This is a genomic window from Paralcaligenes ginsengisoli (genome assembly GCF_054781135.1).
Window position 1 is genome coordinate 78,628 of sequence record NZ_BAAGUZ010000033.1, and the last position, 18,621, is coordinate 97,248.

20 protein-coding genes are annotated in these 18,621 nt (G+C 58.4%); 12 read left to right on the top strand and 8 right to left on the bottom strand.

Annotated features, from left to right (window positions below; all coding sequences use genetic code 11):
• Positions 1 to 196 precede the first annotated feature (196 nt).
• From ACYVIS_RS16585 to ACYVIS_RS16595, 3 genes are all read left to right on the top strand, one after another.
• Complete coding sequence (locus ACYVIS_RS16585; RefSeq protein WP_460874482.1) at positions 197 to 868, top strand: GntR family transcriptional regulator; 672 nt, start codon at positions 197 to 199, stop codon at positions 866 to 868.
• Between the two features lie 112 nt (positions 869 to 980).
• Positions 981 to 2,225 carry an MFS transporter gene (locus ACYVIS_RS16590; protein WP_232743617.1) on the top strand — a complete coding sequence of 415 codons (1,245 nt, stop codon included), beginning with the start codon at positions 981 to 983 and terminating at the stop codon, positions 2,223 to 2,225.
• A 15-nt stretch (positions 2,226 to 2,240) separates the two neighbouring features.
• Positions 2,241 to 3,095, top strand: coding sequence for an isocitrate lyase/PEP mutase family protein (locus tag ACYVIS_RS16595; protein ID WP_460874483.1), 855 nt, complete (start codon positions 2,241 to 2,243; stop codon positions 3,093 to 3,095).
• A 135-nt stretch (positions 3,096 to 3,230) separates the two neighbouring features.
• Here ACYVIS_RS16595 and ACYVIS_RS16600 read toward each other — a convergent pair whose 3' ends face one another.
• The 3 genes from ACYVIS_RS16600 to ACYVIS_RS16610 form a co-directional block, all read right to left on the bottom strand.
• Positions 3,231 to 4,178, bottom strand: a complete 948-nt coding sequence (locus ACYVIS_RS16600) for an alpha/beta fold hydrolase (protein ID WP_460874484.1) — start codon at positions 4,176 to 4,178, stop codon at positions 3,231 to 3,233.
• Between the two features lie 19 nt (positions 4,179 to 4,197).
• Positions 4,198 to 5,433: an ABC transporter substrate-binding protein gene (locus ACYVIS_RS16605; RefSeq protein WP_370635952.1), complete on the bottom strand. Its 1,236-nt coding sequence runs from the start codon at positions 5,431 to 5,433 to the stop codon at positions 4,198 to 4,200.
• 112 nt (positions 5,434 to 5,545) lie between these two features.
• Positions 5,546 to 6,076, bottom strand: coding sequence for a C40 family peptidase (locus ACYVIS_RS16610; RefSeq protein WP_232743614.1), 531 nt, complete (start codon positions 6,074 to 6,076; stop codon positions 5,546 to 5,548).
• 82 nt (positions 6,077 to 6,158) lie between these two features.
• Here ACYVIS_RS16610 and ACYVIS_RS16615 point away from each other — a divergent pair, with 82 nt between their 5' ends.
• The 3 genes from ACYVIS_RS16615 to ACYVIS_RS16625 are packed head-to-tail and all read left to right on the top strand — an operon-like array spanning position 6,159 to position 8,792.
• Positions 6,159 to 6,596: a DUF3293 domain-containing protein gene (locus ACYVIS_RS16615; protein ID WP_460874485.1), complete on the top strand. Its 438-nt coding sequence runs from the start codon at positions 6,159 to 6,161 to the stop codon at positions 6,594 to 6,596.
• A gap of 31 nt (positions 6,597 to 6,627) precedes the next feature.
• Entirely contained in the window at positions 6,628 to 7,359 is a 732-nt protein-coding gene (locus ACYVIS_RS16620) for a FadR/GntR family transcriptional regulator (protein WP_232743612.1), read from the top strand.
• A 26-nt stretch (positions 7,360 to 7,385) separates the two neighbouring features.
• Positions 7,386 to 8,792: an FAD-binding oxidoreductase gene (locus ACYVIS_RS16625; protein ID WP_460874486.1), complete on the top strand. Its 1,407-nt coding sequence runs from the start codon at positions 7,386 to 7,388 to the stop codon at positions 8,790 to 8,792.
• A gap of 22 nt (positions 8,793 to 8,814) precedes the next feature.
• On the opposite strand, the gene ACYVIS_RS16630 is transcribed toward ACYVIS_RS16625, so the two are convergent.
• Positions 8,815 to 9,471, bottom strand: coding sequence for a class II aldolase/adducin family protein (locus ACYVIS_RS16630; protein WP_460874487.1), 657 nt, complete (start codon positions 9,469 to 9,471; stop codon positions 8,815 to 8,817).
• Positions 9,468 to 10,256, bottom strand: coding sequence for a hydroxypyruvate isomerase family protein (locus ACYVIS_RS16635; RefSeq protein ID WP_460874489.1), 789 nt, complete (start codon positions 10,254 to 10,256; stop codon positions 9,468 to 9,470). Before ACYVIS_RS16635 ends, ACYVIS_RS16630 begins: the two co-directional genes overlap by 4 nt.
• A 260-nt stretch (positions 10,257 to 10,516) precedes the next feature.
• On the opposite strand from ACYVIS_RS16635, the gene ACYVIS_RS16640 reads away from it, so the two are divergent.
• Complete coding sequence (locus ACYVIS_RS16640; protein WP_232743602.1) at positions 10,517 to 11,104, top strand: TMEM175 family protein; 588 nt, start codon at positions 10,517 to 10,519, stop codon at positions 11,102 to 11,104.
• 87 nt (positions 11,105 to 11,191) lie between these two features.
• Complete coding sequence (locus ACYVIS_RS16645) at positions 11,192 to 11,401, top strand: putative signal transducing protein (RefSeq protein ID WP_232743601.1); 210 nt, start codon at positions 11,192 to 11,194, stop codon at positions 11,399 to 11,401.
• Between the two features lie 66 nt (positions 11,402 to 11,467).
• Here the strand turns inward: ACYVIS_RS16645 and ACYVIS_RS16650 are convergent, their stop codons facing one another.
• Together ACYVIS_RS16650 and ACYVIS_RS16655 are read right to left on the bottom strand one after the other, a co-directional pair.
• On the bottom strand, positions 11,468 to 12,844 hold the full coding sequence (locus ACYVIS_RS16650) for a sensor histidine kinase (protein ID WP_460874490.1): 1,377 nt from the start codon (positions 12,842 to 12,844) through the stop codon (positions 11,468 to 11,470).
• Entirely contained in the window at positions 12,841 to 13,515 is a 675-nt protein-coding gene (locus ACYVIS_RS16655; RefSeq protein WP_232743599.1) for a response regulator transcription factor, read from the bottom strand. The genes ACYVIS_RS16650 and ACYVIS_RS16655 overlap by 4 nt, the downstream gene beginning before the upstream one ends.
• A 256-nt stretch (positions 13,516 to 13,771) precedes the next feature.
• Between ACYVIS_RS16655 and ACYVIS_RS16660 the strand changes: the two genes are divergently transcribed.
• The 4 genes from ACYVIS_RS16660 to ACYVIS_RS16675 all read left to right on the top strand — a co-directional run bounded on the left by ACYVIS_RS16660 (position 13,772) and on the right by ACYVIS_RS16675 (position 17,350).
• On the top strand, positions 13,772 to 14,788 hold the full coding sequence (locus tag ACYVIS_RS16660; protein ID WP_460874491.1) for an ABC transporter substrate-binding protein: 1,017 nt from the start codon (positions 13,772 to 13,774) through the stop codon (positions 14,786 to 14,788).
• Between the two features lie 175 nt (positions 14,789 to 14,963).
• On the top strand, positions 14,964 to 15,755 hold the full coding sequence (locus ACYVIS_RS16665; protein WP_232743597.1) for an ABC transporter ATP-binding protein: 792 nt from the start codon (positions 14,964 to 14,966) through the stop codon (positions 15,753 to 15,755).
• 107 nt (positions 15,756 to 15,862) lie between these two features.
• Positions 15,863 to 16,654 (top strand): ABC transporter permease, encoded by a 792-nt coding sequence (locus ACYVIS_RS16670; protein WP_232744564.1) that lies wholly within the window; start codon positions 15,863 to 15,865, stop codon positions 16,652 to 16,654.
• 252 nt (positions 16,655 to 16,906) lie between these two features.
• Complete coding sequence (locus ACYVIS_RS16675) at positions 16,907 to 17,350, top strand: DoxX family protein (protein WP_460874492.1); 444 nt, start codon at positions 16,907 to 16,909, stop codon at positions 17,348 to 17,350.
• Here the strand turns inward: ACYVIS_RS16675 and ACYVIS_RS16680 are convergent.
• Entirely contained in the window at positions 17,331 to 18,614 is a 1,284-nt protein-coding gene (locus ACYVIS_RS16680; protein WP_460874493.1) for a DUF1501 domain-containing protein, read from the bottom strand. The genes ACYVIS_RS16675 and ACYVIS_RS16680 overlap by 20 nt on opposite strands.
• Positions 18,615 to 18,621: the final 7 nt, after the last annotated feature.

Here is an 18,621-nt window from a genome sequence, read left to right on the forward strand (position 1 = left end):
CCTGCAAATCCTGGTGTTTCGTTTAAAGCGATTCTCCTGGTTTGATCTGCGCCCCGAGGGCCGGACACTCGTTCCGGCCCTCGGGGCGCAACTTGTTTGGCCAAGCTTTTTAGCGTAAACCCTCATTCCAGAATGGAAGATTGTATGCAATTATAAAAAATAACACGCTTTGATCTAGGTATTTATTAGTAATTGTATGCAAAATGAAAATGCGTCCGCGCACTTGATGACGAAGTCGGTCAATACGGCTTACGAGTACATCACTCGCGAGATCGAGGCCGGCCGTCTTGCTCCGGGCGAATTCATCCGGGAAGAATCGATCGCCGACACTGTGAAAGTCAGCAGAACGCCCGTCAGGGAAGCGCTCAGGATCCTGGCGGCGGAAGGGTGGCTGGAAATCAAGAAAAATCAGGGTGTCAGGGTGAATGACTGGAACCTGAAGAATATCGAGGAAATATTCGATGCACGGGTGTTGATCGAGCCGTATCTGGCAAGACTGTGCGTAAACAATATGAGCCCTGACGACATTGAACAACTGGTGCAATTGGCGGAGGAAATGTCGCTCAATCAGGGCAATACGCCCGAGGCCATCAGCCAGCGGCAAGTTTCCAATGACCGGTTCCACAAGCTGATAACCGAACGCTCCAATAATCAGGTGCTGTGCACATCCCTGAATACGATCAAGAAGATCCCCCTGATCAAATGGACCTTCAAAGGTTATTCCGAGCACGAGCGCATCCGCAGCAACACCGAACACTTTGAAATGATCGATGCCATCCGGACGAAGAATGCCGAGCTGATGGAATCGATCATGAAAAGCCATATTCTGCATGGCAAGAATTCGTTTTTACTGAACCTTAAAAAGTAACGATTCAATAAAGGAGACATAGGTGGAGACAACCGAGAACATAGGGCCAAGACTTGATCGCCTGCCGATAGGCCCCTTCCACAAGAGAATCATATGGCTTATTGGCGGAGGGATGTTCTTCGATTCCTTTGACATCTATCTGGCCGCGGGCGTGCTGGGGGCGCTGGTCAAAAGCGGCTGGTCGACGATCGGCTCGAATGCCACGTTTCTATCCGTCACATTCATAGGAATGCTTATCGGTGCGTTCACGGCTGGTTATTTGGGCGACTTGAAAGGCAGGAAGTTCACCTACCAGTTCAATCTGGCCATTTTCGGCATAGCCTCGATTGCGGGCGCCTTCGCCCCGTCGATAGACTGGCTTATCGTGTGCCGGTTCTTCATGGGCCTGGGTCTTGGCGCCGAGATCGTGGTTGGCTACGGATGCCTGGGGGAGTTTGTTCCTCCCAAGGTCAGGGGCAAGTGGTCGGCTTATTTGTCGCTGATTACCAATTCGGCATTGTTCTTCTCGACACTGCTGGGCTTTATCGTTATTCCGAATCTGGGCTGGCGTTTCATGTTCGCGATTGCCGGCGTTGGGGCGCTGATCGTCTGGTTCCTGCGTAAAACAATGCCGGAATCGCCGCGGTGGCTGGAATCGAAGGGCCGGTATGCAGAGGCCGACAAGATAGTCAGCGATGTCGAGGCCGGCTACGACAAGTCGAAATTGCCGCCGCCCGCGCCGGTCAAGGCAACGATAGACAGCACTTTGAAAAGCATCGATTTGTTCAAGCCGCCCTATTTAAGAAGAACGATACTCGGTATTTGCATCCATGTCGTCTCAAACATCGTGATATACGGATTTATCGTTTGGGTGCCTACGTTCCTGGTCAAGCAGGGCATGGGGGTGACTTCGTCCCTGGGTTATGCAACGCTGATGTCTTTAGGCGGCCCCTTCGGCGCCTTGATCGGCGCACTTATTCTGGACAAGGTGGGCAGGAAATACAGTATTGCCCTGGTGTGCCTGCTGGCCGCCATTACGGGCTGGCTGTATCTGTCGTCTCCTTCCATATACGTGGCGACCTTATTGGGCTTTATCCTGTTTACCCTGATCTACCTGCTTGTTGCGTTGGGCATAGCGACTTATACGCCGGAACTGTTCCCCACAAAAATCAGGATGCGCGGAAACGGTATCGCCAACACAATGGGCCGCATAGCGGGAATTGCGACGCCGCAGATCATTGTGGCCATGTATGTGGTGGGCGGCGTCAATAGCGTAATGTCGCTCATTGTCGGCGCCCTATTGTTTTTAACAGTCGTGATGCTGGTGCTGGGCATCGAAACACGCAAAAAAACGCTGGAAGAAATTGATGTTTTGTAAATGGGAGCAGATTGCATGAGCAGCTTGAAGCAGAAACTCAACGGCGGCAAATTACTTGTCGCCCCTGGGGTATATGACCTGATATCGGTGAAGCTGGCCGATCAAATGGGTTTCGATTGCCTGTACATGACAGGCTTTGGCTCGGTGGCGTCGTACCTGGGCCTCCCCGACGCCGGGCTGGCGACGTATACCGACATGGTCAACCGCGTAGCGGCGTTTTGCGGCGCCAGCAAGACCCCCATCATTTGCGATGGCGACACCGGTTATGGCGGCCTGCTGAATGTGGCCAATACGGTCAAAGGCTACGAGAAAGCCGGGGCGGCCGGCATTCAGCTGGAGGATCAGGAGTTTCCAAAAAAGTGCGGGCATACCGCGGGCAGGAGGGTGACTTCCGCCGAAGATATGGTCAGGAAACTCCAAGTCGCATCCGACAGCAGGACAAGTTCCGAATTCCTTATTGTCGCGCGCACCGATGCCCGAACTTCGCTTGGCCTGGACGAAGCCTTGAGGCGGGCCGAGAAATATGCAAAAGCCGGGGCCGACATCCTGTTCATCGAATCGCCCGAATCGGAAAAAGAACTCGAAATCATCGGCAAGTCTTTTGACCTGCCGGTGCTGGTGAATATCGTCGAAGGCGGGCGCACCCCCCAGCTCAAGCCGCAAGACCTGGAGTCCCTGGGCTTTTCCCTGGCGATTTATCCGGGCACGGGCTTTCTGGCGGTTGCCAAGGCTTTGGAGAAGGTTTATTCAGAGATCAAGAGCGGCCAAGGTACCTTGAACGTCACCTCGGATTTGTATTCATTCGAAAAACTGTGCCTGTTGATGGGGTTCAAGGAAGTGTGGGATTTCGATGCGAAGTACAAGGAATAAGAGCTGAACGACAGGCGGGCTGTAGGGGCGGGCCCCGTGCCCGTTCGTTCGACCCGATGCGTTACCCGGGGGGCGGCAAAGGCCGCTTCTACGCTCATCGTCAACGAGGCCGATGCGTTATCCGGCCGCTGCACATTAGAAATGTTCCTGCAGCCAGGCGCCAATTTTCAGGGCGATGTCGTCGCTGTTGTTGTCCATCATCAGCATGTGCGAGTTGCCGTATATGCCCATCTTGGCCAGCTCCCACCATTCGGCGCCGATGCCCGCGTGAACCAGGGCATTCCTGAACGCGGCGCCTTTTTCCATGAGGTTTTCCCAGGTGGGAGTGGCGCCCAGATAGTCGCCATAGACAAACAGGCCGGCCCGCAGGCCCAGCGATGGAATCGCGTCGGCAGGGCAAAACCCGGAAGGCTCGACCGCGACCATGCCTTGCACCACGTCCGGGCAGCGGGCGGCAGCACGGAAAGCCACTTCGCCGCCGTGGCTGTGTGCCAGCAAAAGACAGGGGCCGATATGATTCAGGGCCGCGCACAAGGTTGTTACGGCCGTGTCGTTGTTGGACAGCCAGCGCGGCACGGCCCCACAGATGAACGCATCCAGATGTTCGACTGGAAATCGCTGGCCGGCAAAGGCCTGTCGAGCCGGAAAGTCGGGTGCCTTGCCGAATCGGAACAGGCTCCAGGCTTCTTCGGCGCTGCGGATGATAGGCGCATCGGGCCAGACGCCCGGAAAGGGAGCCCAGCCTGCGCGTCCACGTTCGACGTTGTCGACAATGTATACAGCGAAACCCTGTTCGACAAAGGCTTGCGCCCAGCCGGTGCGGCCATCGGGCGTGTGTTCCCACATGGCTCCGTTCATGCCGCCGCCATGCAGCAATACCAGCGGCAGCGCGCAACGCTGTTCGGCCGGAATGAAGTACTGCACATAGGCCTGTTCGATATGGAACAGGCCATTCGGATCGTACTCGTACGATGCCGTTTGAGTAAAGGCGATGGATCGAACCGGCTCGCCCTTGATGCGCAGTTGCCGGCCGCCCGCGTAAAAGCTTCCGAATCGGGCTATTCCTGTTTTTGACGCGGTCATGGGCGGCGGGTTTGCCTTGCTATGATTTCTTGTCGTTCTTGAGCAGTGGGCACTGGCTTTCGGCTAAAGGCCACACCAGGTTTTCACCGGGTATGGTGGCAATGATATTGTAGTAATCCCAGGGCTTCTTGGATTGCTCGGGGGTTTTGACCTGCGCCAAAAGCATATCGCGCACGACCAGGCCATCGGGGCGGATTTGAGCATGCTGGCTGAAAGGGTCGTCGATGGGCAACTGGCGCATTTTTGCCATGACGGCATCCGACTGATCGGTGCCGGCGGCTTTTACCGCCTTGAGGTAATGCCTGACCGAACCGTACACGCCTGCCTGCAAAAAGGTGGGCGGCTTGCCGACGCGGGCCTCGAATTTCTTGGTAAAGGCGCGCGTGCCGTCGTTGGCGTCCCAGTAAGAGGGCGTGGTCAGGTAGGTGCCTTGCGCCACTTTAAGCCCCAGGCTGTGCACGTCGGTGATCATGAGCAGCATGGCAGCCAGCTTCTGCTTGCCCGTGCCCAGGCCGAATTCGGCAGCCTGTTTGATGGCATTGATGGTGTCGCCGCCCGCGTTCGCCAGCGCAATGATCTGTGCGTTGGAGGATTGAGCCTGCAACAGAAAGGACGAAAAATCCGCCGTATTCAGAGGGTGGTAAACCGTGCCCAGCACGTGCCCGCCGTTGGCGGTAACGACCTCGCTGGTGTCCTTGGCCAGTTGTTTTCCGAAAGCGTAATCGGTGGCCAGTATGAACCAGTTTTTTTCGCCCGCCTTGACCACTGCGCTGGCGGTGCCTCGAGCCAGGGCATACGTGGTGTAGGTCCATTGCACGCCATAAGGCGAGCACTGGCCTTGGCTGAGAGCCGTGGTTCCGGCGCTGGAAAACATCACGATTTTCTTTTTCTCGCGAGCGATGTTCTGCACGGCCAGGGCGACGGAGGAATTGGGCAGATCGACGATGACATCGACTCCGTCGACATCGAACCATTTGCGGGCGATCGCGCTGCCTATATCGGGACGATGCTGGTGGTCGGCGGCAATGACTTCGATGGGGCGGTCCAGCACCTTGCCGCCTGCTTCTTCGACGGCGATGCGCGCCGCCTCCACGGATCCTTTGCCGGTCGCGTCGGCAACGACGCCGGATAGATCGGTCAGCACGCCGATTTTAATGGGTGCGGCTGGGCTCGACGGCGTTTGGGCATTTGAAGAGGCAGGCAGGACAAGCAGGGCGCTTGCCGACAGGGCAGCGGCTATCAGGGTGATTTTCACGGAGGCCTCCTCGGGCGGATTGGGGAATATTTTTTGTGCTGGTCGCTTGCGGCTTATTTAATATCCTTTTGGCCCTTCGGGCAAGCGGCAATCGGTAACACGCGCCGGGCTGTCAGCGCTGGAACAGCGTTCGGGCGCCTTCGTAGCGCTTGGCGAAGTAGGGGCTATTGAGCGCATCGATGCGCACATGGCCGCCGCTGGACGGCGCATTCACGAACTGCCCATCGCCAATATAGATGCCCATGTGGGAATAGGCGCTGTGGAGCGTATTGAAAAATACAAAATCGCCCACGCTTAAATCGCCGCGGGATACAGGCCGGCTGATCTGCGCGATTTCGGCCGTGTTGTGGGGAAGCTGCTCGCTGGTGGCGTCTTCAAACACGTATTGCACCAGGCCGCTGCAATCGAACCCGCTATCGGGGCTGGAGCCGCCATAGCGATAGCGCGTGCCGACCAAACCCATGGCTGTCAGCGCGACGTTGTTGCGCTTTGTTCCGTCGATAACGATGTGTCGATATGAACGCAGGCCTTGGGATGACTTGAGGCCCGACTCGCCGGCGCATCCGGCCAGCAGGATCGACAGCATGCTGATCAACAGCAGGGAATAAGGCCGGGCCTGACGCCCGCGTTCAGGTGTCTCCATGCCTGCATTATGGTTGGGTTCATCTGTGCAGACAATAGCGCAGGCGGCGAAATGGGCCCGAAAAGCCTTAAGATGTGCGCTTATGGCCACAAATCGAGTGTCTACAACATTGATTTCCCCCACGCTGTTGCGCGCCTATCGCGAAACGGACTATATCGTGAGCGGTGCCAGCGGCTTCACACTGCGAGTCGGAGTTGCGAACCCTGCCTTGTCGGCCCTGTTCGAGCGGCATGGCGTGCGGTGCGCGGCGTTCATCACGGCATTCAATCCGCTCAGCCGGATTACGCCCGAGCCAGAAAATCGCCGGCGCCAGCGCGAGCTGCAAGACTGGCTGGATCGAAGCGCGTATACCTGTATGCAAGGAGTCGGGCGGCATCCATCGAACTCATGGCCCGGCGAGCCGAGCTTTCTGGTTTTGGGCATTGATCGTGCGGATGCCCGGGCTTTGGGCGAAAAATTCCGCCAGAACGCCATAGTGTGGTGCGGCGGCGATGCCATGCCCCAGTTGTTGCTTCTTTAAAGTTATCAGATAACCTGATATTATTGCCGCTATGCAAATTTCACCGCAAACCCTGACCAGCCGCGTGGCCGATGCCCTGATCGAGCGTATCCAGCAGGGGGTTTATGCTGTCGGCGCCAAATTGCCGGCGGGGCGCCTGCTGGCGCAGGAGTTCAATGTCAGCGCCGCTGTCATACGCGAAGCGACCGAACGCTTGCGCACCAAAGGGCTGGTGGAAAGCCGCCAGGGGGCGGGGTGCCGCGTGCTGGCCAGTTCGGTCGATGAAGGCTTCCAGCTTATCGTACCCGCGGATGTAGACAAAACGGCGCTCAGGCATATTTACGAGTTACGCTGCGAAATCGAGGCGGGGGCGGCCAGCCTGGCCGCCTTGCATGCCGGCCCCGATGAAATTGCACTGATGGAAGATATTCTGCGCTCCCTGAAAAAAAGCCTGGGCGAGCCCGATCAGGCGCTGGAGTGGGATCTGGCTTTTCACAAGGCCATTGCAAAGGCCACGCATAATCCGCACTACATGCAATTGATGCAATACCTCAACGAGCAATGGCGCTATGGTGTGCGGGCGGCAAGGCTCAATACCCTGGCGCTCGATCGCGCCCGGAAATCCACGCCGTCCAAAGCCGGACTGGCATCCTATGTGCATGACGAGCATGTAGCCGTGCTGGCGGCGATCAAACAACACGACCCGGCGCTGGCCCGCAGCATGGCCAGAAAACATTTGCACAATGCCAGCCAGCGGCTGGGCCTCGATGTTTCTTTTTTGTAGATCTGAACTTTGAAAGCATGGATATCATGAACCGTTTCCAGGAAGAATTGAAAAACGCCCTGAGCCCGGACGTCGTGCAAACCGCAGCCGAGGAAATAGCGCCATGGCTAAGCGATTGGCGTGGTATCTACACAGGGCAGGCACAGGCGCTTGTGCGGCCGCGGTCCACGCAGCAAGTAGCCGAATGCCTGCGTCTGTGCCATGCCCACAAGGTGCCCGTGGTGCCGCGGGGCGGCAACACGGGTTTGTGCGGCGGGGCCACGCCCGACGCCAATCCGGCCAATGTCATTCTGTGTCTGGATCGCATGAACAGCATTCGTTCGCTCGACACCATTGCCAACACGCTGGTGGTCGACGCGGGCTGCATTCTGGGGAACCTGAGGCGTGCGGCAAACGAAGCTGGGCGCATGCTGCCGCTTAGTCTGGCGGCTGAAGACTCCGCGCAAATCGGCGGCAACCTGGCCACCAATGCGGGCGGCGTGAATGTCGTGCGGTATGGCATGACGCGCGAGCTGGTGCTGGGCGTCGAGGCAGTGCTGCCCGATGGCACGATTTTCAATGGGCTGCACACCCTGCGTAAGGACAATACCGGCTACGATCTGAAGCAGCTGTTCATAGGCTCCGAGGGCACGCTGGGTATTATTACAGGCGTGGCTTTGCGCTTATATGCTCAGACGCAAGTGCGCTCGGTGGTGCTGGTGGCCGTCGAGTCCGCGCAGCAATCGCTCGAGTTATTTCGCCTGCTGTTTGGCGCCTGCGGCGCGCGCCTGCAGGCGTTTGAATTTTTCACCGACGCTTGCCTGGACCTGGTGCTTGCGCATACCGAGGGCCTGCATGAACCTTTCGAGCAGCGCCATCCCGCCTATGTGCTGATCGAATTGGCCGACACCGCCGACGGTGAAGGCCTGAACCGTTTGCTGGAAGAGGTGATAGGCCAAGCGCTGGAGCAGGAACTGTGCCAGGACGCGGTCGTTTCGGCATCGCTGTCGCAACTGCATACCTTGTGGCGGCTGCGCGAAGAAATCTCGGAAGCGCAGCGCGCCGACGGCCCGCATCTGAAACACGATATTTCCCTGCCTATCGAGCGCATTCCCGATTTCATGCGCACCGCCGTGCAAGGCCTGCATGCGGTGGCGCCCGATTGCCGGCCTTATATATTCGGCCACTTCGGCGATGGCAATTTGCACTACAACATTTCCCGTCCCCCGGGCGCCGATAAAACCTGGGCTGCCGAACATGAAGAAGCGGTGGCCGATGCCGTGTTCGATGAAGTGGCGGTTTACGGAGGCAGCATCAGCGCCGAGCATGGCATAGGGCAGCTCAAGCGCCGTGCTTTCCACCATTACAAGGACCCGGTCGCTATTGCGCTGATGCAACAGATCAAGCAACTGTTCGATCCGCACAACATCATGAATCCGGGCAAGTTGTTGTAATGCCGCCAGGGGCGAAATGGAATTACCAGCGCGCGCCGAATGCCTGGCGCAGTTCTTCGATCTGATCGCTGCTCAGGGGCGTTGCGCTGTGCCGGCTGAGCATCCATAGTTTGGCGGTTTCTTCCAGCTCTTCCAGAATTGCCATGGCGCCGCCCGGGGTTTCGCTCCAGACATTGGGCCCGAGCCGGTCCAGCATGACAGCGCAAATGGGTGAGCCTTTTTTCCTTGCCTGCAGAATTTGCTGTTCCACCAGCACGCCTGTTTGCGGACTGCCGGGGCGATGATAGGGGATAAGCGGGACGTGCCCAACCTTCATGACGAAATAGGGTGTGATGGGTGGCAAGAGTTCCGGTTCGCCTGTTGTGCGCGTGAGCGTCAGCGCCACCAGGTGAGTGGAGTGGGTGTGTATGACGCAGGCGGCGCCTGGGTCGGCGGTATAAATGTGTTGGTGCAAAGCCAGGGTTTTGCTGGGCTTGTCGCCGGCAAGCCAGGAGCCGTGCGCATCGACCCGTGCAATGCGATCGGCATCCAGGAAGCCCAGGCAGGCGTCGGTGGGGGTGATCAGAAAGCCATTGTCGAGCCTGCAACTGATATTGCCGGCGGTGGCGTGCACGTAGCCGCGTTCAAAGAGGCTGCGCCCGACCCGTACGATTTCGTCTCGAAGCTGGGTTTCCGTCATGTGGCCGATCCGGCAAGCCGTTCCCGCCAGCCCAGGCCTTCGGTCGTGGCGCCAAGCGGCGCGTATTCGCAACCTATCCAGCCCTTGTAGCCCAGGCGCTCAATCTCGGCGAAAACAAAAGGGAAGTTGACCTCGCCCGTTCCGGGTTCGTGTCGCCCCGGCACATCCGCAATCTGGATATGGCCCGCAAACGGCATGCTGGCGCGCATCCGTTCAACCAGATTGCCTTCGCCGCGCTGCACATGATAAAGATCGAGCATGATCTGCAGATTGCCGCAGTTCAGTGCGCGGATGAGATCGATGGCCTGGGCTTGCCGGGTGAGAAGATAGCTGGGGCGGTCAAGCGCATTGAGCGGCTCTATCAGGACCTGGCGGCCGTAATCCTGTGCAAGGGCGCACGCCGCCTTGATGTTGCCGCCATAGACTTCCCATGCATCGGCAACGCTTAGCGAGGGCGGTGCAACGCCCGCCATGACATGCACCTTGGGGCAATCGATTGCCTGGGCATACACCATGGCCTGGCGCACGCTTGCCATGAATTCGTCGCGCCGGGCGGGGTCGGCGGCCAGCCCCCAGTCGCCCGCGGCCGCATTGCCGGACGGCGAGTTCATGCCTACGCAAACAAGGTGGTGTTTCCGCAGCTGCTCTTTCATTTCCGGCGCAGGGATATCGTAAGGGAACCAGATTTCTATCGCCCTGAAGCCGGCGTCCGCGGCGGCCTTCAGGCGTTCCAGTACGGGCAGTTCCTGGAACATAATGGAAATATTGGCTGAGAATTTCAACATGGTTTCTACCTGATACGCGTCTACGATGCGTGGCAATACTTTGCACCGCCAATTTTATAATCGAATACCCCGGCCATAACTGAAATGGCGACAGGCCTGCGAGCTAATGGTATTAGCTCGCGCGGGTTTGCGCCAGTCCCCATTCGCCATGCTTCAATAATTCTCCTCGCATGGCGTTTGCCCCGGAGGGCTTTCTGCAATTTACCGCAAAGCGGCCAGAACCTTTAAAATCGGCAATAAATCGAACCGGGAAGCGTTCCATGAATAAAAACCGCCTTGAAGCTTTCAGCGACGGCGTGCTCGCGATCATACTGACCATTATGGTGCTGGAAATGAAGGTGCCCCATGGGTCGGATTTCGCGGCGCTTGTGCCTGTGGTGCCGGTATTCCTGAGCTATGTCCTGAGTTTTATCTACCTGGGGATATATTGGAATAACCACCACCACATGCTGCATCTGGTCAATAAGGTAAATGGAACGATACTTTGGGCAAATCTGCATTTGCTGTTCTGGTTGTCGCTATTGCCGTTCACCACCGGCTGGATGGGGGAAAATCATTTTGCGCCGGCGGCGTTGTTTCTCTATGGCCTTAATCTGTTGTGCTGCGCAATCGCGTATGTCATTTTGCAGAACCTGATCGTCAGGTCGCAAGGGGCGGATTCCCCGCTTGCCCATGCTGTCGGCGCGGACAAAAAAGGCAAGATCTCGCCGGTGCTGTATCTGCTGGGCATTGGCAGTTCGTTCGTGTCGTCGTGGCTGGCCGGCGCTTTTTATATTGGGGCGGCCTGCATGTGGTTGATCCCGGATCGGCGCGTGGAGCGTGAAATCGTGGCGCGCGGCAAAGAGTAAGCTTATGGTTCGCGGAACGGCGACTTGGCCCGCAAGCAGGGGCGGGCAAGCCGTTGGACAGATAAAAATACGCAGAGGGGGCGAGATATGATTCCCGTATATTCTCCGAAGTCGGAGTCCGAGGCGGCTGTGATTGCATCGCTGATGCAGGCCTATGGCATTTCATTCTTTATGCGTGGCGGGGCATTCAGTTCGATGTACCCCGGGCCGATCTCGAACAGCCTCAACGCCCAAATGCTGATGGTCGAGGACGATCAGGCCGAACTGGCCAAGGAGTTGGTCCGGTCGTTCTTGTAAGGAAGCGGGGCGCCGGATGCCGGGTCTTGCGGCAGGGCGTTGGCGTTGCTGGTTTCGTCAGGCCGGTCAGGCTGATTTGAATTTCACTATCGCCCGCAATCCTGTGCCCTGCCGGCCGGTGTGCAGGCTGACATGGCCGCCGCAAGCGGCAGCGGCTTCCTGGACGATGGCCAGGCCCAGGCCCGTGCCTTCCTGGTCGGTGGCGTTGCCGCGATTGAAACGCTCGAACACACGCGTACGCAATTCCGGCGGGATGCCGGGGCCGGTATCTTCCACCTCCAGCACGACATGGCCTTCGGGCGTTGTTGCGACCGATACCGTGACGCTGCCGCCGGGCGGGGTGTAGCGGATGGCGTTGTCGGCCAGATTGAACAGCAGTGCATACAAGGCGGGGCGGTGGGCGTAGAGCCTGGCCTGCTCGGCTCCGGGGCCGATGCCCAGATCGATTTCGCGGTGTGCCGCCAAGGGGGCGAGTTCGACCAGCACTTCGTGCACCAGTGGGAGCATATCCAGCGGTACCCGCGCCGCGTGCCCGGCGCGCAGGCTTTCCGCCTGGGAGAGGCTCAACAGCTGATTCACCAGTTGGGTAATTTGCTGCCGGTTCTGGCTTAACGCGGCAAGAATTTTTTTCAATTCCGGTGTCGAGGCCAGGCCGGCCGCATAATGCAATTGAGTGCTGAGCAAGGCCATGGGGGTGCGCAACTGGTGCGCGGCGTCTTCAATAAAGCGTTTGCGCGAATCGATCTGCCTTTGTATGCGTGCGCCATATTGATTGATGGTTTCCACCACCGGGCGCAGTTCCAGAGGGAGGTCTTTCAGTTGTATGGGGCGCAGATCGGTGTGCTCGCGATTGAGCACCGCGCCCCGCAGAGCCGCCAGGGGTTTCAGCTCGTGACGCAGGCCAAGCAGCATCAGCACCAGCACCAGCACCAGCATGCCGCTTTCGCGCAGCATATTGGGCCACCACAGCTCCCGGGCGTCCGCGGCAAGCTGATTCTGGGTCTTTGCCACGGTTACCGTGACTTCCCGGGATTTGCCCGAATCGAAAAAATCGCGAACCATGCTGTAGCTGCGCAGTTGCTGGCCCTGGTAGATCATGTCCTGGTAGCTTTCGCGCTGAGTCGCGGTCGGCGTGAATTCTATGGGTAGATTGGGCCAGCCGGCCAATAGATGGCCGTTATCGGTAGAGGCCGAAAAAAAAACCTGGTCGTGGCTTGCCGACGCAAATACTTCCAGTGCCACGGGCGGCACGGACGACATCAGGTGGCCGTCGACCCACTGTATCTGCCCGGCAATAATCTGGGCCGAGGTCCAGAGCTGGTGATCTTGCTGCGCCTGTGCATCCTGCAGGCCATCCTGATAGGAAAACCAGATGCTGAACGACAGGGCGACCGACAAGGGCAGCAGCACCCACAGCGCCAGGCGAACGCGCAGGCTGTTCATGCGGAGTGGCGCGGGGTCAGCAGGTAGCCCAGCCCGCGCAGCGTGACGATGGTGGCTTGCGAAGCGTCGAGCTTGCGCCGCAGGCGATGAATATAAATTTCCAGGGCATCTTCACTGGCTTCGGCGCTCAGGCCAAAAACGCTCTGCATCAGGCTGGCCTTGCTCATGGTCTTGCCTTGATGCATGAGCAGGGCTTCGAGCAGACTGTGTTCGCGGGGAGGCAAAGTCAGGGCTTCGCCGCCGATCTGGAATTGCCGCGTATTGGTGTCGTAGTTCAGGTCGGCACAGGCCAGCAACGGGGTTGCGCTGCCGCTGTGGCGCCGGATCAGGGCCTTGATGCGGGCCACGAGTTCGCGGACTTCGAAGGGCTTTACCAGATAATCGTCGGCGCCGGTTTCCAGGCACTCGACCTTCAGGTCCAGCGAGTCGCTGGCCGTCAGCACCATGACGGGGGTCTGGTTCTGCTGGCGCCGCAAGCGGCGCAAGACGCTTTGCCCACTGGCGCTGGGGAGTTTCAGGTCGAGCAGCACCGCGTCGTAATGTTCGTCGTTGAGCAGGACATTCGCCGTTTCCGCGTCGTGCACGCAATCCACCCGAAAGGCGTCTTCCTGCAAAACAGTGGACAGCCACAGTGCCAGTTCCTGGTTGTCTTCGACGAGTAGCAGTCTCATGTTTTTGAATCTATGGGAGCGTTGGCGGGTGGATGGCTTTGTTCATACGGGCAGTATTGGGTGTCAGACTGACAAAGCCCTTAAAGAAATTGCCGTGCCTGGTGTGGATAAGCCTGGTTTCGGGCAAAACACGGGTTTCCCCCTATGTTTTCGCTTGCCTGGCGAAAGCTGGATGAAAGTCGGCGCCTCTAGCATTGCAATTGTGGCATTTCCAATGTCAGGTCGATAAAAATCGCTTTTCAATCAGGAGACCCTTATGTCCAGTATTGCTCGTATTCTTAAATATACCGCGGTTGCCTCCGCCTTGGCTGCCTGCGCAATGAGCACAGCTCAAGCGGCAGACAAGATCACCATTATGGTGGGAGGCATCAACAAGATCATTTATCTTCCGGCCAAGCTGGCCGACAACCTGGGCTATTTCAAAGCCGAAGGCCTGAACGTCGATTTGCTCTCCGAGCCCGCCGGCGTCAATGCCGAAAACGAAATGCTGGCCGGCGCCGTCCAGGGCGTAGTGGGTTTCTATGATCACTCGATTGATTTGCAGGCCAAAGGCAAGAACGTCGAATCGATAGTGCAGTTTTCGCAGGCGCCGGGCGAAGTGGAAGTCATTGCCGCCAAGCAGGCAGGCAAGATCAAAGGCCCGGCCGACTTCAAGGGCAAGACCCTGGGTGTGACGGGGCTGGGTTCCTCCACCGATTTCCTGACGCAGTACATGGCGTTCGTTGCCGGTTTGAAGCATGGCGATTACACGATTCTGCCGGTAGGCGCGGGCAATACCTTTATTGCTTCCATTCAGCAAAACCGCATCGATGCCGGCATGACCACCGATCCGACCGTCACTCAGCTTGTAGCCAGCGGACAGGGCAAGGTATTGGTCGACATGCGCACTCCCGCCGACACGGAAAAAGCCCTGGGTGGCTTGTATCCCGCCGCCAGCCTGTACATGCCCAATGCCTGGGTGGACAGCCACAAGGCCGAGGCCCAGAAACTGGCCAATGCCTTTGTGAAAACCATGAAGTACATCCATACGCATTCGGCTGAAGAAATCGCCGACAAAATGCCCAAGGATTACTACGCCGGCAACAAGGACTTGTACATCAAGGCGCTGAAGGCCTCCATGCCGATGTTCACCGCCGATGGCCGCATGCCTGAAAACGGACCTCCGACTGTCCTGAAGGTTCTGTCGACCTTCAAGCCGCAGGTGAAGGCGGCTCATATCGATTTGTCCAAGACGTACACCACGGCATTTGTGGACGCCGCCAATAAAAAATAGTCTGTTGACGGCCGCGTGGCCCGGCTTTGCGGTGGATGCGATGTGCGCAAACCTTGATTCCGGGCCGGGCAGAGGCTCTGTAGCCACGGCCTTCGGGTTCGCGCGGCCAGGCCGCTTGCGCGCTGTCCGAACGGGGCGACACCGTAAACCTAATGCTTTAACTACTGAGTAAACCATGCAAGATCAATCCACGACGTCTGCCATCGAAATGCAGAATATCACGTGCCGTTTCATCTCTCCCGACGGCAAAGCCACCATTGCCTTGCAAGATTTCAGCATGAGCGTCAAGCGCGGCGAGTTTTGTGCGATTGTGGGCCCGACGGGTTGCGGGAAATCGACCACGCTCAGCCTGATCACGGGTTTGCTGAAACCGACCACAGGCACGGTTACCGTCATGGGCCAGCCCGTCGACGGCATCGATCCGCGGATTGGTTTCGTATTCCAGAACGATGCGATCTTTCCGTGGCGCAGCGTGCTCGACAATGTGGCGGCCGGCCCGATGTTTCGCGGCCAGAAGCCGGCGCAGGCCAAGGAACTGGCCCAGGACTGGCTGCGGCGTGTGGGGCTGGAAAAATTCGGCCAGCACTATCCCCATCAATTGTCTGGTGGCATGCGCAAGCGGGTATCGCTGGCGCAGACATTCATCAACAGCCCGGAAATCCTGTTGATGGACGAGCCTTTCAGCGCCCTGGATATGCAAACCCGTACGGTAATGCAGGATGAATTGCTGCAGCTTTGGGCTGCCAGCGGCGGCTCTGTGGTGTTTGTGACCCACGATCTGGAAGAGGCCATAGCCCTGGCCGACAAAGTCATTGTGTTGACGAGCCGCCCGGCGACCGTCAAGCACATTTACGACATTGAATTGCCGCGTCCGCGCGTTATATCGGAAGTGCGCTACGAACAAACATTCATACGCTATGCACGTGAAATCTGGGACGATTTGCGTGCTGAAGTCAAAATCGGTTAAAGGAGTGCTCCACCATGACCAGTCATGCTGATACTTACACGACGGCCAGCGATCGCGCCAATGCCGTCAAAGATACCCTGCAGCAAGCAGAAACCGAAGCGCAGCGCATGGTGCGCCGTCGCGCCCAACTGATTATTTTCTGGCGGCTAGCCATTCTGGTCGGCGTTCTGGGGGGCTGGGAATTATTCGCCAGCCTGCACTGGATCGACCCTTTTTTCTATTCCAAACCTACGCTGATCGCCAAGCAGATTTACGATTGGACCATGGAAGGCACCTCGCAGGGGCCCTTGTGGCTGCAAGTGGTGGTCACACTGGAAGAGACCTTGATCGGGTTCCTGATCGGCGGCGTTGCGGGTGTCATTTGCGGCATTCTGCTTGGACGCAACCAGTTCCTGGCCGATATATTCAGTGTGTACATTAAAGTTGCCAACTCGATTCCACGTGTCGTGCTGGGCTCCATTTTTGTAATTGCGCTGGGCCTGGGCATGGCCTCCAAAGTGGCATTGGCTGTGGTGATGGTGTTCTTTGTGGTGTTCGGCAATGCATTCCAGGGAGTACGCGAAGCCGACCGCTACATGATTGCCAATGCGCAGATACTGGGCGCTTCGCCGCGCCAGGTAACCATGCAAGTGGTCATTCCGTCGGCCTTGAGCTGGATCCTGGCCAGCCTGCATGTCAGCTTCGGCTTCGCGCTGGTGGGTGCCGTGGTGGGCGAGTTCCTGGGCGCCCGTGAGGGCATAGGCTTGCTGATTTCCACGGCTCAGGGCGCCTTCAACGCCAGCGGTGTGTTTGCCGCCATGATAGTGCTGGCGGTGGTGGCCCTGATCGCCGAGTACATTCTGACTTACATCGAGGGCCGTCTGCTGAAGTGGCGCCCGGCGCAGTTCGAGAACGCTTGAAGTCCGGCTGCCGTCGTGCGCCTGGTGCGCAATCGCCGGGGTCGCCGGAAATCGAAGCGTGCCGATCGTTGCGGATCGGCGCGTTTTTTTGCGCAGGCGGCGAGGAATTCTTCTCTTATGGCTGGTGGGCGAGCAAGCTGAAATGACTGGACGGCGTAACAAAATACTACTACGATCCGTTTGCGATTTGTCCAGGCGGCGGGAGGAAAGCGTGGGTCCAGAATAGCGCCGCTTTCTAAAAGGGGTTCATCCATGATGTGCAAATTCATTCCGTGCCTGTTGCGTTCCAATGGGCTGTTTTATGTGGGTGTGGCGGCGCTGACGTTCATTTATTGGGCGAGCGGATTCACCAAGTTATGGGACTTCACCACCGCGCAGGCCGAGATGGCGCAGTTCGGCCTGAAGCCGCCGGCGCTTATTGCCGCACTGGTTATATTGGTGCAGTTGGCTGGCTCGGCATTGCTTATTTTCGGGCGGCGCTGGGCCTGGCTGGGCGCGGGCATGCTGGCCGTATTCACCTTGGCAACGATCCCGGTGGCGCATCAGTTCTGGAAGCTGCAAGGCTTGGCGAGTTTTCTGGACATGATGCTGGTGCTCGAACACTTCACCGTGATCGGCGGCCTGATCCTTGCCGCCATTTTGTCGGAACTCAAATTCGGCACCATAAGGCCCACTCCTACACCAGAGCAAGTTTGAGTCGGGGCGCGCCCGGCAATATATAGTCCAGATCCCTGGCTCCCAAGCCGTAAAGTGCCGCGATGGCCTCGGCGGCGACGCCGCGGTAATCGTTGTAGACGGGCAGGTCGCGCTGCTCGTTCAACATGCTGTTTGTGACAGGCTCCTGACGGCCGGCCAGGCGCCCGCCCCGTAGTCCTCCGCCCAGTACCCACATGACTGTTCCGTGGCCGTGGTCGGTGCCCTGGTTGCCGTTTTCCCTGAAAGTGCGGCCAAATTCGCTGATCACCAGCACCATGGTGTGGCGCCAGGCAGGGCCCATTTCCCTTGCATAAGCGGCCAGACCTTTGGACAGATTGCCAAGTTTGCCGGATAGCTGGCCTTTGCCGTTTCCTTCCCCCACATGGGTGTCCCAGCCGCCTACATCGACAAACCCCACGGAATAGGCCTGCTGGGTTCGCATCAGCCGGGCTATTGAATGCATTTGTTTCTCGAATGCCGAAGCGTCGGGCGCGCCGCGGCTGGCCGCGATCATTTCTTTTTGCAGCGTATCGGGGGCATCCAGCGTGGAGGCGACGGTCTGTCGAGTCGCGATACCTTCATCGAGCAGCTTTTCCAGGGAGCTGCCTCGGTAAAGCTGCTGCATTTCGGCGTCATGCCGAGGTTTGCTTCTGGCCACTGTGCCGCCGGACAGCGCAATATTGGGAACGGCGACATTGCCTTTCATGGAGAGCGCCAGGTTTTGCGTAAATGAAATGCCCGAGCCGCCGGAGTGGGCGACACCCAGGCGCTCGATCAGTCGTCCCATCCAGCCGCTGCGATGGTTGGGATGCGGATTGCCGGATGCCAGGCCAAGCTCCATTAAATCCTGGGCTTCAAAGTGGCTGCGTGGTGCGCCGGAGTTGCCTGAATAGGGCACCAGCAGCGCCTGGCCGGCTTGATAAAGCGGCAAAAAATGCTCTTTGACAGCGGGGTTCAGCCCCCAATGTTCATCCAGAGCAAGGGCAGCCTCCGGGTTGCGCGGGTCAGGGCGTGCAACGGCGATGCGGGGGCGCGCCGCGTAGTAATCTTCGGAACTGATGGGTACCAGGAAATTCGCCGCGTCGTAACCGCCGCGCATCATCACCGTCAACAGCCTGGCGCCCCGGGCCGAAGGAACGGCCCAGACCTTGGCCGATGAAGATAGCAGCGCGAGCGCGCTTGCGGCTTTCAAAAAATCGCGGCGCCCGTATGCAGCCTGGCCGGGGAGTTCGGGGGCGAGGAGTGAATAAGGAGGCGGGCGCATGATGGGA

Excerpts from the sequence above, each read along its gene's own strand:
- ACYVIS_RS16585 (WP_460874482.1), top strand. The coding sequence starts at position 197 with ATGCAAAATGAAAATGCGTCCGCGCACTTGATGACGAAGTCGGTCAAT.
- ACYVIS_RS16590 (WP_232743617.1), top strand. The coding sequence starts at position 981 with ATGTTCTTCGATTCCTTTGACATCTATCTGGCCGCGGGCGTGCTGGGG.
- ACYVIS_RS16595 (WP_460874483.1), top strand. The coding sequence starts at position 2,241 with ATGAGCAGCTTGAAGCAGAAACTCAACGGCGGCAAATTACTTGTCGCC.
- ACYVIS_RS16600 (WP_460874484.1), bottom strand. The coding sequence starts at position 4,178 with ATGACCGCGTCAAAAACAGGAATAGCCCGATTCGGAAGCTTTTACGCG.
- ACYVIS_RS16610 (WP_232743614.1), bottom strand. The coding sequence starts at position 6,076 with ATGGAGACACCTGAACGCGGGCGTCAGGCCCGGCCTTATTCCCTGCTG.
- ACYVIS_RS16615 (WP_460874485.1), top strand. The coding sequence starts at position 6,159 with ATGGCCACAAATCGAGTGTCTACAACATTGATTTCCCCCACGCTGTTG.
- ACYVIS_RS16620 (WP_232743612.1), top strand. The coding sequence starts at position 6,628 with ATGCAAATTTCACCGCAAACCCTGACCAGCCGCGTGGCCGATGCCCTG.
- ACYVIS_RS16625 (WP_460874486.1), top strand. The coding sequence starts at position 7,386 with ATGAACCGTTTCCAGGAAGAATTGAAAAACGCCCTGAGCCCGGACGTC.
- ACYVIS_RS16630 (WP_460874487.1), bottom strand. The coding sequence starts at position 9,471 with ATGACGGAAACCCAGCTTCGAGACGAAATCGTACGGGTCGGGCGCAGC.
- ACYVIS_RS16635 (WP_460874489.1), bottom strand. The coding sequence starts at position 10,256 with ATGTTGAAATTCTCAGCCAATATTTCCATTATGTTCCAGGAACTGCCC.
- ACYVIS_RS16640 (WP_232743602.1), top strand. The coding sequence starts at position 10,517 with ATGAATAAAAACCGCCTTGAAGCTTTCAGCGACGGCGTGCTCGCGATC.
- ACYVIS_RS16645 (WP_232743601.1), top strand. The coding sequence starts at position 11,192 with ATGATTCCCGTATATTCTCCGAAGTCGGAGTCCGAGGCGGCTGTGATT.
- ACYVIS_RS16650 (WP_460874490.1), bottom strand. The coding sequence starts at position 12,844 with ATGAACAGCCTGCGCGTTCGCCTGGCGCTGTGGGTGCTGCTGCCCTTG.
- ACYVIS_RS16655 (WP_232743599.1), bottom strand. The coding sequence starts at position 13,515 with ATGAGACTGCTACTCGTCGAAGACAACCAGGAACTGGCACTGTGGCTG.
- ACYVIS_RS16660 (WP_460874491.1), top strand. The coding sequence starts at position 13,772 with ATGTCCAGTATTGCTCGTATTCTTAAATATACCGCGGTTGCCTCCGCC.
- ACYVIS_RS16665 (WP_232743597.1), top strand. The coding sequence starts at position 14,964 with ATGCAAGATCAATCCACGACGTCTGCCATCGAAATGCAGAATATCACG.
- ACYVIS_RS16670 (WP_232744564.1), top strand. The coding sequence starts at position 15,863 with ATGGTGCGCCGTCGCGCCCAACTGATTATTTTCTGGCGGCTAGCCATT.
- ACYVIS_RS16675 (WP_460874492.1), top strand. The coding sequence starts at position 16,907 with ATGATGTGCAAATTCATTCCGTGCCTGTTGCGTTCCAATGGGCTGTTT.
- ACYVIS_RS16680 (WP_460874493.1), bottom strand. The coding sequence starts at position 18,614 with ATGCGCCCGCCTCCTTATTCACTCCTCGCCCCCGAACTCCCCGGCCAG.